Source organism: Streptomyces chlorus (genome assembly GCF_042655885.1).
GTDB classification, from domain to species: Bacteria; Actinomycetota; Actinomycetes; order Streptomycetales; family Streptomycetaceae; genus Streptomyces; species Streptomyces chlorus.
On record NZ_JBHSOA010000005.1, the window covers coordinates 1 to 14,569 of the forward strand.

Annotated in this window: 13 protein-coding genes; 3 read left to right on the forward strand and 10 right to left on the reverse strand. The window is 71.3% G+C overall.

Annotated elements, in window-relative coordinates; all coding sequences use genetic code 11:
- Positions 1–238: hypothetical protein (locus tag ACFPZI_RS02615; protein ID WP_381357607.1), on the forward strand; the 238-nt coding region annotated here is incomplete at its 5' end.
- Positions 239–390: 152 nt separating this feature from the next.
- Here the strand turns inward: ACFPZI_RS02615 and ACFPZI_RS02620 are convergent.
- Positions 391–1,398: a stage II sporulation protein M gene (locus ACFPZI_RS02620; protein WP_381357610.1), complete on the reverse strand. Its 1,008-nt coding sequence runs from the start codon at positions 1,396–1,398 to the stop codon at positions 391–393.
- Between the two features lie 171 nt (positions 1,399–1,569).
- On the opposite strand from ACFPZI_RS02620, the gene ACFPZI_RS02625 reads away from it, so the two are divergent.
- Entirely contained in the window at positions 1,570–2,574 is a 1,005-nt protein-coding gene (locus ACFPZI_RS02625; protein WP_381357613.1) for an RDD family protein, read from the forward strand.
- Between the two features lie 32 nt (positions 2,575–2,606).
- On the opposite strand, the gene ACFPZI_RS02630 is transcribed toward ACFPZI_RS02625, so the two are convergent.
- The 9 genes from ACFPZI_RS02630 to ACFPZI_RS02670 all read right to left on the reverse strand — a co-directional run bounded on the left by ACFPZI_RS02630 (position 2,607) and on the right by ACFPZI_RS02670 (position 13,658).
- Positions 2,607–3,221, reverse strand: coding sequence for a hypothetical protein (locus ACFPZI_RS02630; RefSeq protein WP_381357616.1), 615 nt, complete (start codon positions 3,219–3,221; stop codon positions 2,607–2,609).
- Positions 3,222–3,402: 181 nt separating this feature from the next.
- Positions 3,403–4,860, reverse strand: coding sequence for an adenosylhomocysteinase (gene ahcY / locus ACFPZI_RS02635; RefSeq protein WP_381357618.1), 1,458 nt, complete (start codon positions 4,858–4,860; stop codon positions 3,403–3,405).
- A 386-nt stretch (positions 4,861–5,246) separates the two neighbouring features.
- Positions 5,247–6,221 (reverse strand): cation diffusion facilitator family transporter, encoded by a 975-nt coding sequence (locus tag ACFPZI_RS02640; RefSeq protein ID WP_381357621.1) that lies wholly within the window; start codon positions 6,219–6,221, stop codon positions 5,247–5,249.
- Between the two features lie 144 nt (positions 6,222–6,365).
- Entirely contained in the window at positions 6,366–7,517 is a 1,152-nt protein-coding gene (manA, locus tag ACFPZI_RS02645) for a mannose-6-phosphate isomerase, class I (RefSeq protein ID WP_381357623.1), read from the reverse strand.
- Between the two features lie 298 nt (positions 7,518–7,815).
- Positions 7,816–8,943: an SIS domain-containing protein gene (locus tag ACFPZI_RS02650; protein WP_381357626.1), complete on the reverse strand. Its 1,128-nt coding sequence runs from the start codon at positions 8,941–8,943 to the stop codon at positions 7,816–7,818.
- A 71-nt stretch (positions 8,944–9,014) separates the two neighbouring features.
- Positions 9,015–9,185 carry a Trm112 family protein gene (locus ACFPZI_RS02655; protein WP_381357629.1) on the reverse strand — a complete coding sequence of 57 codons (171 nt, stop codon included), beginning with the start codon at positions 9,183–9,185 and terminating at the stop codon, positions 9,015–9,017.
- A gap of 622 nt (positions 9,186–9,807) precedes the next feature.
- Positions 9,808–11,172 carry a phosphomannomutase/phosphoglucomutase gene (locus ACFPZI_RS02660; protein WP_381357631.1) on the reverse strand — a complete coding sequence of 455 codons (1,365 nt, stop codon included), beginning with the start codon at positions 11,170–11,172 and terminating at the stop codon, positions 9,808–9,810.
- 159 nt (positions 11,173–11,331) lie between these two features.
- On the reverse strand, positions 11,332–12,948 hold the full coding sequence (locus ACFPZI_RS02665) for an L-lactate permease (protein ID WP_381357634.1): 1,617 nt from the start codon (positions 12,946–12,948) through the stop codon (positions 11,332–11,334).
- Positions 12,949–13,187: 239 nt separating this feature from the next.
- Positions 13,188–13,658 (reverse strand): DUF3499 domain-containing protein, encoded by a 471-nt coding sequence (locus ACFPZI_RS02670; RefSeq protein WP_381357637.1) that lies wholly within the window; start codon positions 13,656–13,658, stop codon positions 13,188–13,190.
- A 336-nt stretch (positions 13,659–13,994) separates the two neighbouring features.
- On the opposite strand from ACFPZI_RS02670, the gene ACFPZI_RS02675 reads away from it, so the two are divergent.
- On the forward strand, positions 13,995–14,444 hold the full coding sequence (locus ACFPZI_RS02675; protein ID WP_381357639.1) for a metallopeptidase family protein: 450 nt from the start codon (positions 13,995–13,997) through the stop codon (positions 14,442–14,444).
- The last annotated feature ends 125 nt before the right edge of the window (positions 14,445–14,569 follow it).

Here is a 14,569-nt window from a genome sequence, read left to right on the forward strand (position 1 = left end):
AAGGAACGGACGCTTCCTTTGTACTCACCCTCTCGGGCTTTCCTCCGGGCGCTTCCCTTCGGTCTTGCGTTTCCGACTCTATCAGATCTTTCCGATCCGATTTCCTCGGGGTTTCGCCTTCCGGGTTCCCGCTTTTCGCGTTTCCCTTTCCGGCGGCTCCGACTTTATCAGAAGTTTCGCGCCGGACTTGCCGGTCGAATTTTTCCGATTTATCGGGAGGGGCTTCGTCGAAATCTGAGGTCTCGAGAAGCAGTCAGATGTTCACGGTTGTCCCTGTGGGTCAGAACCCAGCTCCAGGCAACTGTTCAAATCTACCTCCCCACTCGGTCCGTGTCAACGGTTCCTGTGGGGCGAAGAGGAGACTAGCAGCTGAACGGAGCTCTACGCACATCAGGCTGCCGTCGGCACGACGGCGCTGCGTTCGGCCGTCTCCAGGTCGCCGGTCTCACCGGCCCGAGCCGCGCGCCCGCCCAGGACATAGACGTAGGCCAGGAAGGCCAGCTCCGCGACGACTCCGATGGTGATGCGGGCCCAGGTGGGAAGGCCGGACGGGGTGACGAAGCCTTCGATCGCGCCAGAGACGAAGAGGACCAGCGCGAGGCCGATCGCCATGGCCAGTGCGGCCCGGCCTTCCTCCGCGAGGGCCCTGCGCCGCGGGCGCGGCCCGGGGTCGATGAGGGTCCACCCGAGGCGCAGGCCTGTGCCGGCTGCGACGAAGACCGCGGTCAGTTCGAGGAGGCCATGGGGCAGAACCAGGCCGAGGAAGGTGTCCAGCCGGCCCGCGGAGGCCATCAGTCCGAAGCCGACGCCCAGGTTGAGCATGTTCGTAAAGAGGATCCAGATGACCGGCAGGCCCAGGAAGACGCCCAGGATCAGGCAGAGGGCGGCGGCCCACGCGTTGTTCGTCCAGACCTGGGCGGCGAACGAGGCCGCGGGGTTGCTGGAGTAGTACGTCTCGTACTGGCCGCCGGGGCGGGTGAGCTCGCGCAGCTCGGCAGGTGCGGCGATGGATGCCTGGACCTCGGGGTGGGTGCCGATCCACCAGCCGAGGAGGGCCGCGACGGCGGTGGACAGGAGTGCGGTGGGCACCCACCAGTGACGTGCCCGGTACACGGCGGCCGGGAAGCTGTGCGAGAGGAAGTGCGTGACGTCCCGCCAGGATGCGCGCCGTGCCCCTGTCACGGCGGCACGCGCGCGTGCCACCAGCTGGCTGAGTCTGCCGGTCAGCTGGGGATCGGGGGCCGCGGACTGGATCAGCGAGAGGTGGGTGGCCGTGCGTTGGTAGAGGAGGACGAGCTCGTCGGCCTCGGCGCCGGTCAGCCGGCGCTGGCGCCGCAGCAGGGCGTCGAGGCGGTCCCACTCCGCGCGGTGGGCGGAGACGAAGACGTCGAGGTCCATCGGTGTGCCTGCTCCTCGGCTGTTCGTCGGCTCCCGCCGCGAGCTTCTCGGTCGTACGGACCGGCCGGCTCGGCGGTACGGGATGATCTGCTGGTCGTACTCCGGTGCGATGTGCCATCAGCTTGGCAGACTGGCGGTGTTCCGGGCAGGGCAGGGGAAGGGCGGGCGGACATGAGTGAGCTGGTGACGGGCGAGGCGGTGGCGTTGGAGCTGCGCCCCGCGAAGCTGCCCAGCAGAGCGCTGGCCGTGCTGCTCGATCTGGTCGCGGCGGTGACCCTCTATGTCGTGGTGACCATCGCGCTGGTGGCTGCCACGGCATCCCTGGACCAGGCGGCGCAGACGGCGATTTCCCTCGCGGTCTTTCTGTTGTTGCTGGTGGGCGCGCCAATCGCGGTCGAGACGCTCAGCCATGGACGGTCGCTCGGAAAGGTGGCCTGCGGGCTGCGGGTGGTGCGGGACGACGGGGGGCCGATCCGTTTCCGGCATGCGCTGGTGCGGGGCCTGATCGGTGTGATCGAGATCCTGATGACGATGGGCGTCGTCGCGTGCATCGCCTCGCTCGTGTCGTCGCGGGGGCGGCGGCTCGGAGACGTCTTCGCCGGGACCCTCGTCGTTCGGGAGAGGCTGCCGGTCGGTCCCGTGGGCTCGGTACCACCGCCTCCGCCCTGGCTGGCCGGCCGGTTCTCGGGGCTCGATCTGTCCGCGGTGCCGGACGGACTGTGGCTCGCCGTACGCCAGTACCTGACTCGGATACGGCAGCTGGACCCGCAGGTGGGCCACACGATGGCGGAGCGGCTGGCCGCGGACCTGGCGGACCGGACGGGGGCGCCGGTGCCGCAGGGTGTGCCGGCGGCGGCGTACCTGGCTGCGGTGGTGCAGGAGCGGCAGGCCCGGGACGCGCGGCGTGCCTTCGGGCACGGTGTCAGTGGGGCGGCAGCCATGGGTGGCGGGCCGGCCGGCACCTCCGGACCGGCGGGTGTGTACGCCCCGCCGCCCGTCCATCGGGCGGCTCCGCCGACCGCGTACCCCTCCGTTCCCGCTGCCCCCTCCCACCTCGCCGGTTCTTCGAGCCCTTCTGTTCCCTCTGCGCCCAGTGTTCCCGCCACGCCCGCCACGCCTGTATCTCCCCCTTCGGCGGCCGAGGGGCCGTCGACCGGGTTCGTGCCGCCGGCGTAGGGCGCGTTCGGGGTGGTCGCCGGGATCGTCGGTCAGTCGAGGGCCGAGGGGGGTGACTCGAGGTCCTCGAGTTCGATGCCGGGGGCCGCGAGGACCACGTCCCCGGCGAGGTGCACGGCGTGCTGCTCGCCGGTGTCCAGGGCTGTGATCTGGTATTCGTCCACGGTCAGGGGTCCGTTGTCAGTGGCGTGTGCTTCTCTTTCCACCAAGGTCCAGGACTGGTCCACGGTGAGCGGGGCGAGCACCGGATCCGTGAACGCGACGAGGCGTACCCGGGTGGCCGGGGCGGAGGGGGTGAGGCGCAGGAGACGGGCGGTGGCGATGAGGAACGCGGGTGAGGAACCGGTGAAGGCGTGGGCGCGCGCATTGCCTTCGGTGGCGTGGGTTCCGGTGGGGTCGGTACGGACCCAGGTGACGCCGTCGAGGGCGGCGCCGCGGACCTGCCAGCTCGCGGCGTGCAGTTCAAGTCGGATGGGGCGGCCGAGTTCGTCGAGGGCAAGGTCGACCGAGCCCAGGTGATCGCCGGACGGGGCGGTGAGCCGGGAGACGTAGCGCCAGCCGGAGGGGCCGGGGGCGCATTGGAAGTGCTCTTCGGCGAGGGGGGTGTGATCGTGCGGATCGTGGAGCGAATAGCGGCCGCGGGGCATGGGGGTCCTGGGTCTTGACGGGCCGGCCCGGTCACTGGCCGGCCAACGGGACAGGCCCCCGGCACGGGGGTGCGGGGGCCTGTCCCGGAGGGTCCTGCCGCCGGGGAGCGCGTCGGTGCACGGGCGCGCTCCCCGCGGCGGGAGTCTCGGCCCGGTGGGCGTCGGCTCCTCGGGCGTCGGCTCAGTAGCGGTAGTGGTCCGACTTGTACGGGCCCTCGACCGTCACACCGATGTACTCGGCCTGCTCGGGGCGGAGGGTGGTCAGCTTCACGCCGAGCGCGTCGAGGTGCAGCCGGGCGACCATCTCGTCCAGGTGCTTGGGCAGCACGTAGACGCCGGTCGGGTACTCGTCGGGCTTGGTGAACAGCTCGATCTGGGCCAGGGTCTGGTCCGCGAAGGAGTTGGACATCACGAACGACGGGTGGCCGGTGGCGTTCCCCAGGTTCAGCAGGCGGCCCTCGGAGAGGACGATGAGGACCTTGCCGTCGGGGTACGTCCAGGTGTGGACCTGCGGCTTGATCTCGTCCTTGACGATGCCGGGGGTCTTGGCGAGGCCGGCCATGTCGATTTCGTTGTCGAAGTGGCCGATGTTGCCGACGATGGCCTGGTGCTTCATCTTGGCCATGTCCGAGGCCATGATGATGTCCTTGTTGCCGGTCGTGGTGACGAAGATGTCGGCCTTGTCGACGACCTCGTCCAGCGTCGTGACCTGGTAGCCGTCCATCGCCGCCTGCAGGGCGCAGATCGGGTCGATCTCGGTGATGATCACGCGGGCGCCCTGGCCGCGCAGGGACTCCGCACAGCCCTTGCCGACGTCGCCGTAGCCGCAGATGACGGCGGTCTTGCCGCCGATCAGGGTGTCGGTGGCGCGGTTGAGGCCGTCGACCAGGGAGTGGCGGCAGCCGTACTTGTTGTCGAACTTCGACTTGGTGACGGCGTCGTTGACGTTGATCGCCGGGAACAGGAGGGTGCCGTCGCGGTGCATCTCGTACAGGCGGTGGACGCCGGTCGTGGTCTCCTCGGTCACGCCGCGGATCTCGGACGCCAGCTGGGTCCACTTCTGCGGGCTCTCGCTCACCGTGCGGGTGAGGAGTTCGAGGATGACGCGGTGCTCGTCGGACTCGGCGGTGTCGGCCGAGGGGACCTTGCCGTCCTTCTCGTACTCGACGCCCTTGTGGACCAGGAGGGTGGCGTCACCGCCGTCGTCCAGGATCATGTTCGGGCCACCGGTGGGAGTGTCCGGCCAGGTCAGCGCCTGCTCGGTGCACCACCAGTACTCCTGAAGCGTCTCGCCCTTCCAGGCGAAGACCGGGATGCCCTGCGGGTTCTCGGGCGTGCCGTTCGGGCCGACGGCGATGGCGGCCGCGGCGTGGTCCTGGGTGGAGAAGATGTTGCAGGACGCCCAGCGGACCTGAGCGCCGAGGGCGGCCAGGGTTTCGATGAGGACGGCGGTCTGCACGGTCATGTGCAGGGAGCCGGTGACACGGGCGCCGGCCAGGGGCTGTGCCTCGGCGTACTCCTTGCGAATCGCCATCAGGCCGGGCATCTCGTGCTCGGCGAGGGTGATCTCCTTGCGGCCGAAGGCGGCCAGGGAGAGATCGGCGACCTTGAAGTCCTGTCGGTTGTCGACAGTCGTCATGGAGAGCTGCTCCTCGGGGTGTGGGTCGAGGTGGGTACGGCTGTTCTGCGCGGCGGGCACAAGAGTGCCCTGGGAGGGCACAGACATGCCCGCGTGCGCGCAGCGCAGTCCGTCGGAGGCCCTCTCTCCCTCGGCCGGTCCGCAGGGGGACCGCCCGACCGCCATCAGCAGCGACGTCTGGCTCCGTCCCAAGCTACACCGACGAGCCCGGCCGCCCCCAGCCGGTTGCCGAACACATCGGGCCGAATACGGAGAGCAAGGAAACGAAGGCCGCTGAACGGCGGTGAAGCGCGACGACCACCGGGCCGGTGGTCGTCACCGGTCGGTGGTCGTAGCCGATCAAGGGGTGCGCCGGCCGGTAGGACCAGGGCCGGTCGGGTGCGGGCTCAGTGTTCCGTCGGGGCCGGGCCGCCCGGGGTGGCTGCGGCGTCGGCACCCTTGGCGGCCTCGGTCTCGCGGTAGATGTCGGGCTCCAAGTAGATCGCGCGGGCGATCGGGACGGCCTCGCGGATGCGGGACTCGGCGGCGTCGATGGCGGCGGCGACCTCCATGGCCGTGTCGTCGTGGCGTACGGCGATCTTCGCGGCGACCAGAAGTTCCTCGGGGCCTATGTGGAGGGTGCGCATGTGGATGATGCGGGTGACGGTTTCGCCGTCGACGACGGCGGCCTCGATCTTCCGGGTCTCCTCGGCACCCGCGGCCTCACCGAGCAGCAGCGACTTCGTCTCGAGCGCGAGAACCACGGCGATCAGGATCAGCAGGACGCCGATGCACAGGGTGCCGATGCCGTCCCAGACGCCGTCGCCGGTGAGCAGGGCCATGCCGACGCCGCCGAGGGCGAGGACGAGGCCGATGAGGGCGCCGAGGTCCTCCAAGAGGACGATCGGCAGCTCCGGGGCCTTGGCGTGGCGGACGAACTCCTTCCAGGAGCGCTCGCCGCGCAGTGCGTTGGACTCCTTGATGGCGGTACGGAAGGAGAAGGTCTCGGCGATGATCGCGAAGACCAGCACGCCGACCGGCCAGTACCAGTGCTTCAGTTCGTGCGGGTTCGCGATCTTCTCGTAGCCCTCGTAGAGGGCGAACAGGCCGCCGACCGAGAACAGCACGATGGAGACGAGGAAGGCGTAGATGTAGCGCTCGCGGCCGTAGCCGAAGGGGTGTTGCGGGGTGGCCTGCCGCTGGGCCCGCTTGCCGCCGACCAGCAGCAGGGCCTGGTTGCCGGAGTCGGCGACGGAGTGCACGGATTCGGCGAGCATCGATGAGGAACCGCTGAAGAGGAACGCCACGAACTTCGCTACCGCGATCGCGGCGTTGGCGGCGAGTGCCGCAATGATCGCCTTGGTTCCGCCTGACGCGCTCATGTGTCCGCGTTGTCCCTTCGTACGCCGTTCACGGGCCCGGGTCGGCGTCTTCGTACGCCGCCCGGGCGTTGTCCGTGCTGTAACGGGGGGACATTGTTGCAGCCCGATCGGGCTGCGGTGGGCCAGATCGTCGTCACCGGGTGGTCAGGCGACGACCGTTGCCCTGAACAGTGTTCCGGTACCGGACACTTCGACCTTTTCGCCTGCGGGGACGAACACGGAGGTGCCCGGGGACAGCTGGTGCTCGCCCGCGCGTACGGAGCCGGCCGTACAGAGCAGGATCTGGGGGGTGGCCAGGGTGAGGTCGTGGGTGGTGCCGCCGGCGGGCAGGGCGTAGCGGGAGAGCCGGAACTCGTCGGTGGGGGTGTCGTAGAGCTCCTCGCCGTCCGGTGCGGCCTCCGGGCGCAGCACGCCGGGGTCGCCGGCCTCGAAGCGGACGATGCGCAGGAGTTCGGGGACGTCGACGTGCTTGGGGGTCAGTCCGCAGCGCAGGACGTTGTCGGAGTTGGCCATGATCTCGACGCCGAGGCCGTTCAGGTAGGCGTGCGGGACGCCGGCGCCGAGGTAGAGGGCCTCGCCGGGCTGGAGCCGGACGTGGTTGAGGAGCATGGCGGCGATGACACCGGGGTCGCCCGGGTAGTGGTGGGCTATGTCGGCGTACGGGGCGTGTTCGCCACCGAGGCGGTCGCAGGCGGCGGCCGCTTCCGTGACGGTGTGGGCCATCTCGTCGCGGTCGGCGGTGAGGATCGCGGTGAGGACCTCGCGCAGGGCCGCTTCCTCGGGGTGGGCGTGCAGCAGGTCGACGTACGGCTTGAGGGAGTCCACGCCGAGGGCATCGAGCAGTTCGGCGGCGCGCAGCGGGTCGCGGAAGCCGCAGAGGCCGTCGAAGTCGGTGAGGGCGCAGACCAGTTCGGGCTTGTGGTTGGCGTCCTTGTAGGTGCGGTGCGCGGCGTCGGCGGGGACGCCACGTTGTTCCTCGTCCGCGTAGCCGGCCTTCGCCTGGTCCAGGTCGGGGTGGACCTGGAGGGACAGCGGCGCGCCGGCGGCGAGGAGTTTGAGGAGGAAGGGCAGGCGCGGACCGAACTTCGCGACCGAGGCCGCGCCGAGTTCCCGCTCCGGGTCGGCGTCGATGACCTCGGCGAGTGTGCCCCGGCCGGTGCGCGAGGGCGCGCCGGGATGGGCGCCCATCCACATCTCCGCCTGCGGCTCACCGGTCGGTTCGACGCCGAGCAGTTGGGCGATGGCGGTGGTGGAACCCCAGGCGTAGGGGCGGATGGCGTTGTCGAGGCGATCCATCGGACCTCTTTCGAGGGAACCACCGACTTCAGCCGGTGGGGGAATCGAATCCCTGATGTACGTTTTCTGGTGTCCCGCAAGGGATCGGTTCGGGCTGGACCGCAATCCTCGGGTTGGAAGCCCCCTTCCTTCGGGAGGGGGAGCGGAGTCACGGGGTTCTCTCTGGGTCCTTGTCCTTCGGCAGGTTCTCGTACGGAGAGCGGGCCACGTCGGCCCGCTCACGTCGGGGCTTCCGCGTCGGGGCTTCCGCGTCGGGACGTCCGGGCAGGCCGCCCAGGTCGGGCCGCCCCGGGCATGATCAGGCTCTCGAAGTGAGCGCCAGGTAAACGGCGGCGAAATCCGTGACGGCGATCAGCTCGGCGAGGGTCTCCAGTTCGCCGCCCTCCTCCGGTTCGAGTTCGCTGATCGGTGTGTCGTGGCCGAGGGCCAGCTCACGGGCGGCCGGGGCGGCGGTGAGGCCGCCGGTCGGGCGGTCGCGGAGCAGCACCACGCGCGCGTGCAGGGCGGGGGTTTCCTCCACGCGGTCGCGGAAGAAGTCGTCCGGGTTGGCGCGGCCGGCGAGCGGGCCGGCCAACAGGGCGCTGTGCGCGCTGAGCGCCTCGGGGAGTTCGGCGACGACGGCGGGGGCGCCGGACAGTTCCGCGAGCGCGGCGGCGAAGCGGCGGCCCGCCGGGCCGGCCGAGGTTCCCTCGGTCCACACGACGGGTAGCGCGTCGGCGAGTTCGGCGGCCAGGGTCTTGGCGGGGTTGCTGTAGGCGGCGATGGCCGGGCCGCAGCGTTCGGCGATGTGGTCGAGCCGGTCGGCGACCTTCTCCAGGGCGTCCGGCGGGGCGGTGAGCAGGCCGACGCGGTCCAGGAGCACGAGCAGCGGGGTGAGCAGCGCCCACAGAACTCCGGGGGCGGAGGCGGCGAGGGGTTCGTCCTGTTCGTAGGACGTGGTCGCCATGGGGACGAACAGGCCGTGGGAGCCGCTGACCGTGTCGGCGAGCGGGGTCCGGGCGGGGGCCACGGCGACGACGGTGCAGCCGCGGCGGTAGGCCTGTTCGGTGAGCAGGGACAGGCCCGGCTCGGTGCCGTCCGGGGTGGCGATCAGGAGCAGGTCCACGGAACCGGCCCAGCCGGGCAGCTCCCAGCGCAGCGCGCCCGCGGCGGGGGCCACGCCGGTGGGCGCGAGCCGGGTGACGGGGCTGCCCGCGCCGGCGAGGGTGCCGAGGAGGTCGGCGGTCTGGGTGGCGGCCGCGCCGGGGCCCGCGATGAGGACGGCGCGGGGGCGTCCGTCGGGTTTGAGGTCGTGGACACCGGCCTCGGCGGCATGCCGCGCGGCGGTGCGGACACAGGCGCCCGCCTCGGCGGCGCCACGGAGCAACCCGCGGCGGTCGGCCTCGGCGAGGCCCTCCGGTGAGTCGAGCAGCGATTCGTCGAGCATGGGGCGGCTGCCTCCGATCGGCGGGACGTCAGTACGCGGGGCGGCGGGTCGCTGGTGCGCAGGGTCGTCGCTTACGCGGGGCGGCGGGCCTCGTCGACGAGGAGGACGGAGATGCCGTCGCGGACCGGGTACGCCAGGCCGCACTCCTGGCCGGTGCAGATCAGCTCGTTGTCCTGCTCCTTGAGGGAAGAGTGGCAGGCCGGGCAGGCGAGGATCTCCAGGAGGCCGGTTTCCAGCGGCATGGGGTGGTTCCCTTCGGGGCGGGCGTATGCGGATGTGCCTGGTCAGGGTACCGCCGGTGGGCGGCACGGCGGGCGAGCAGCGGATGTCGGGGCCGGCGGCCACCGCGTGCCCCGGTCCGGCGGGGCACGCGGTGGCCGCCGGGTACACGCTCACGGGCCCGCCCGGGGGGGGTGCCGGACGCGGGCAGCCCATTGCCCGGACACGAGCCGCCCGTTGCCGGACACGGGCCGCCGCGGCTTCGGGACGAGAGGTTTGCGCGGTGCCCGACATGGCTGTGCGCGCAGCGGGCCGGTTCGCCCCGGCGGTCACACGGGGGGACGGTCCGTGGGGCACGCGCACGTGCCGGTCCTCGCGGAGCCCGGCCCCGGCGACGCGGATGCCCTCGCGGCGGGGCCGGTGGTCATGCCTCCCCCGGCTTCAAGGCCCGCGCCTCCCCCGCGCTGTGCGGACGCCCGGCCACCCGCAGCAACGCGGAAGCCATCGGGAGCAGCCCCGACCGGTCGCACCGAACGGACGGTCCGCAGGCCACACGCGGGCCGTTCCTCGCGGCACCCGATGCCCGACGGGCGCAGGTGCCGTTGCAGCGTGCCGTACGGGCCGCTCAGCTGTCCGCGGGCCGGATCAGCCTCGGATGATGGTCAGGGCCTCGTCGCGGATTCTGGTCATGGTGGCCTGGTCGCGGGCCTCCGCGTTCAGGCGCAGGAGGGGTTCCGTGTTGGAGGGGCGGACGTTGAACCACCAGTCGGCGGCGGTGACGGTGAGGCCGTCCAGTTCGTCCAGGGTGATGCCGTCGCGGCCCTCGTACGCGGCCCTGATCGCGGCGAGGCGGGCCGACCGGTCGTCGACCGTGGAGTTGATCTCGCCGGAGCCCGCGTAGCGGTCGTACTGGTCGACCAGGGCGGACAGGGTGCCCTGCTGGCCGCCGAGGGCGGCGAGGACGTGCAGGGCGGCGAGCATGCCCGTGTCGGCGTTCCAGAAGTCTCGGAAGTAGTAGTGCGCCGAGTGCTCGCCGCCGAAGATCGCGCCGCTGGTGGCCATCTCGGCCTTGATGAAGGAGTGGCCCACGCGGGTGCGTACCGGTGTACCGCCGTTCTCCTCGACGACCTCGGGCACCGACCAGGAGGTGATCAGGTTGTGGATGATCGTGCCCTTGCCGCCGTTGCGGGCGAGTTCGCGGGAGGCGACCAGGGCGGTGATCGCGGAGGGGGAGACCGGCTCGCCGCGCTCGTCGACGACGAAGCAGCGGTCGGCGTCGCCGTCGAAGGCGAGACCTAGGTCGGCGCCCTCCTCGCGGACCCGCTGCTGCAGGTCGACGAGGTTGGCCGGGTCGAGCGGGTTGGCCTCGTGGTGGGGGAAGCTGCCGTCGAGTTCGAAGTACATCGGGACGACGGTGAGCGGCAGGCCGGCCAGGACGGAGGGGACGGTGTGGCCGCCCATGCCGTTGCCCGCGTCGACGACGGCCTTCAGGGGCCGGACGGAGGTCAGGTCGACGAGGGAGCGCAGGTGTGCCGCGTAGTCGTCCAGCGTCTCGCGCCGGGTGACGGTTCCCGCCGTGGCAGCCGACTCGGGGGCGCCCGACTCGCTCCACTTCTCGACGAGTTCGCGGATCTCCGTCAGGCCCGTGTCCTGGCCGACGGGCGCGGCGCCCGCGCGGCACAGCTTGATGCCGTTGTACCGGGCCGGGTTGTGCGAGGCGGTGAACATCGCGCCGGGCAGGTCCAGGGTGCCGGAGGCGTAGTAGAGCTGGTCCGTGGAACAGAGGCCGATCTCGGTCACGTCGACGCCCTGGGCCGCGGCGCCGCGGGCGAAGGCGCCCGACAGGCCGGGCGAGGAGGACCGCATGTCGTGCCCGGTGACAATGGCGCTCGCCCCGGTCACGCGCGCGAAGGCGGCGCCGAAGAGTTCGGCCAGGGACTCGTCCCACTGGTCGGGGACGATCCCGCGCACGTCGTACGCCTTGACGATCTGTGACAGATCAACAGCCACGGCCAGCCCTTCCAAAGGTCCTGTCGGTCACCACAAACTACCCGCAGAGGATGACACTCCGCTGCGGGCAGTCCCGTGGTGACCGGCCGGACTCGTGCGGTGGGGCCGGCCGGACTCGTACCCGGTGGGAGCGGCCGGACTCACGGACGCCGCCTCGGGTCAGGGCAGCATCCACCCGAGCACGAAGGTGCTCTGCCCCACCACGATCAGGCACATGACGAGCAGCAGGCCGAGGCTCCAGGGCAGCACCTTGCGCAGCAGGTCCCCTTCCTTGCCCGCCAGTCCGACGGCGGCGCAGGCGATGGTGAGGTTCTGCGGCGAGATCATCTTGCCGAGGACACCGCCCGAACTGTTCGCGGCCGCGAGCAGTTCGGGCGACAGTCCGGACTCCCGTGCGGCGGTCACCTGGAGGGCGCCGAAGAGCGCGTTGGCCGAGGTGTCCGAGCCGGTGACGGCGACGCCGAACCAGCCGAGGACGGGTGACAGGAAGGCGAGTCCGGCACCGGCGGCGGCCACGAAGTAGCCGATCGTCGCCGCCTGGCCGGAGAGGTTCATGACGTAGGCGAGCGCCAGCACCGAGGTCACCGTGAGGATCGCGAACCGCAGTTCGTACACGGTCGCGAGCCATTCCCTGACCGCCACGCGCGCGTGCAGGCCGAGCACGACCGCGGTGGCCACGCCGGCGAACAGGACGAGGGTGCCGCCGGTGGAGACGACGGGCCAGGTGAACACATTGGCGCCGACCGGTTCGCCGTTCGGCGCGACGACGTCGAGGAGGGGCCAGTCGAACTTCTGGGTCGCCCCGGCCAGCCAGTCCTTGACCACCGGGATCTGCGCGACGGAGAAGATCACCACGATCAGCGCGTACGGGGCGTACGCCCGCACGACCTCGCGGCGCGGGTCCTCCTCGTCCAGTTCCTCGCTGCGCGCACCGGTCAGCACGGAGGTGCGGACGGCCTCGGAGGCGGGCACGCGCGAGTGCGGTACGGCGACCAGGGCGCCCGCGCCGGCCAGAGCCGCGGCGATGTCGGCGAGTTGCGCGGAGACATAGTTGGAGGCGACGAACTGGGCGATGGCGAAGGCGACTCCGCAGGCCACCGCGGGAATCCAGGTGTCCCGCAGCCCGCGCCGCCCGTCCACCAGCCAGACCAGCACCAGCGGCACCACGAGGGCGAGCAGCGGGGTCTGGCGGCCGACGACGGACGCCACCGAGTCCAGCGGCAGGCCGGTCACCTGGGCGAGCGTGACGACCGGCGTGCCCATGGCGCCGAACGCCACCGGCGCGGTGTTGGCGACGAGCGCGACGACGGCGGCCCGGACCGGGTCGAAACCGAGGGCCACGAGCATCACGGCGGAGATCGCGACGGGGGCGCCGAACCCGGCGAGCGCCTCCAGCAGTGCCCCGAAGCAGAAGGCGACGACCAGGGCCTGGATCCGCGGGTCGTCGGAGAGCTGTCCGAAGGAGCGGCGCAGGATGTCGAAGTGCTGGGTGCGGACCGTCATCCGGTACACCCACAGCGCGTTGACGACGATCCACATGATGGGGAAGAGGCCGAAGACCGCTCCCTGGACGGCGCTGGAGAGTGTCTGGTCCAGAGGCATGCGGTAGGCCAGGCAGGCCACCAGAACGGCACCTAACAGGCCGATCAGGCCCGCCAGGTGCGCTTTCATGCGCAGGCCGCCGAGCAGGACGAGGACGATCACGAGGGGCAGCGCCGCCACGAGGGCGGACAGACCGAGTGAGCCGACGACGGGTTCCAGTTCCTGGACGTACACGGACGCGCCTCCTGGATTCCGCAATGCGGAAGAAGAATCTCGCTACGTCCTCGGAATGGTCGTGTCCTCGACAAGCGCGCGTCAATGGGCGTGCGGCACCTTACTCACGGGACAGGTGGGGCGGGAGGGAGGAAGGAAGGAACGGCGAACACGGACAATCGACACGGCCACGCGAACGGCCGTGCTTGCGAAGTCCGTTCAGCACTCAGGCGTCAGAGCTCAAGCACGGTTGTCCGGCATCAGTTGTCGGGAGAGCGGAGCACGCGCAGGTGGCCGCGGCGCGCGACCTCCATCGGGTCCGCGCCGCGCCCCGCACCGCCGGCCGACCGCTCCCGGGGGCGGGCCGCTTCACGCACCGCGTCCGCGAGCGCTTCGAGATCGTCTCCGCTGGGCCGCGCCGGGGCCGAACCGTCGAGCAGACGGACGACCTCCCAGCCGCGCGGCGCGGTGAGGCGCTCGGAGTGCTCGGCGCACAGGTCGTAGCAGTGGGGTTCGGCGTAGGTGGCGAGCGGGCCGAGGACCGCGGTCGAGTCGGCGTAGACGTACGTCAGCGTCGCAACGGCGGGACGGCCGCAAGCGGTGCGCGAACAGCGACGTACAGGGCTCACGATGTTGGACGGTACCGCACTCTTGAGCGGGCCGCGACGACTCCCCTCCTGCGCGTTCCCCCGTGTCGTGGCCTGAAAGGCCCCATACGCCCCTGTCGACACACGCTGTTGACCTGCTCCGACGCTCGCATTCGGAACGTCTACGGCTCCCCCTCCGGTCATCACTTGGTACAAATACCGTCAAATACCTTGAGATCACCGGCCCCTGAAAGATAGGGAATCGAGTCGAACCTTGGCCGGAACGGTCATGCGACGACATGTCGAGCCGGACGGTCCGACGCCGCGCCCCGACGCCGTACGGGGCGGTGTTCCGGCGCCGTGCGGGAGCCGGAATCCGAAGCGGGTGGGGAGCAGGGTGCCGAGCCCGTGCGAGGCCGAGGTCCGGAAGCCGTGTGGGGGTCGGGCGCGTCGGACCGGCGGAGACTACGCTTCACCGTGATGGACACCCCTGTGACGCCCCGTGCCGCCGACCGCGGGCCCCGCCGTCGTGATCGCCACGGCCGGGGCATGCGCGGGCCGATCGCGCCACCCCAGGTTCCGCTGGCCGCCAGCCGCGCGGAGACGTTCGCGGATCTGGTGCAGGACTCCGTGGAGCGGCTGGAGCGTCGGTGGCCTCAGCTGGCCGACATCGACTTCCTCGTGCTGGAGGTCCCGCGTCTGGACGCGCCCGGAGCGGGGTGGAGCGACGAGACGGTGCCGCTGGGCGGCACCGTGCCGACCCACGAGGGGCACCCCGCGCGGGTCGTGGTCTACCGTCGGCCGGTGGAGATCCGCACCAAGGGACGCGACGAGCGGGCGGCGCTGGTCCACGAGGTCGTCGTGGAGCAGGTCGCCGAACTGCTGGGACTGACGCCGGAGACCGTGGATCCCCGGTACGGCGAGGACTGATACGCCGAGGACTGATGCACCGAGGCCCGAGCAGCCGCCCCGGCGCCCGCACGGGGTGAACCCGCCGTGCGGACACCCGCGCGGTTCACCCCGTACGTCCCGCCCTACGGGCGCCGGCGGCTCCT

Coding starts and splice junctions, on each gene's coding strand:
- ACFPZI_RS02640 (WP_381357621.1), bottom strand. CDS start 6,221: ATGAGCGCGTCAGGCGGAACCAAGGCGATCATTGCGGCACTCGCCGCC.
- ACFPZI_RS02625 (WP_381357613.1), top strand. CDS start 1,570: ATGAGTGAGCTGGTGACGGGCGAGGCGGTGGCGTTGGAGCTGCGCCCC.
- ACFPZI_RS02675 (WP_381357639.1), top strand. CDS start 13,995: ATGGACACCCCTGTGACGCCCCGTGCCGCCGACCGCGGGCCCCGCCGT.
- ACFPZI_RS02650 (WP_381357626.1), bottom strand. CDS start 8,943: ATGCTCGACGAATCGCTGCTCGACTCACCGGAGGGCCTCGCCGAGGCC.
- manA (WP_381357623.1), bottom strand. CDS start 7,517: ATGGATCGCCTCGACAACGCCATCCGCCCCTACGCCTGGGGTTCCACC.
- ACFPZI_RS02655 (WP_381357629.1), bottom strand. CDS start 9,185: ATGCCGCTGGAAACCGGCCTCCTGGAGATCCTCGCCTGCCCGGCCTGC.
- ACFPZI_RS02630 (WP_381357616.1), bottom strand. CDS start 3,221: ATGCCCCGCGGCCGCTATTCGCTCCACGATCCGCACGATCACACCCCC.
- ahcY (WP_381357618.1), bottom strand. CDS start 4,860: ATGACGACTGTCGACAACCGACAGGACTTCAAGGTCGCCGATCTCTCC.
- ACFPZI_RS02620 (WP_381357610.1), bottom strand. CDS start 1,398: ATGGACCTCGACGTCTTCGTCTCCGCCCACCGCGCGGAGTGGGACCGC.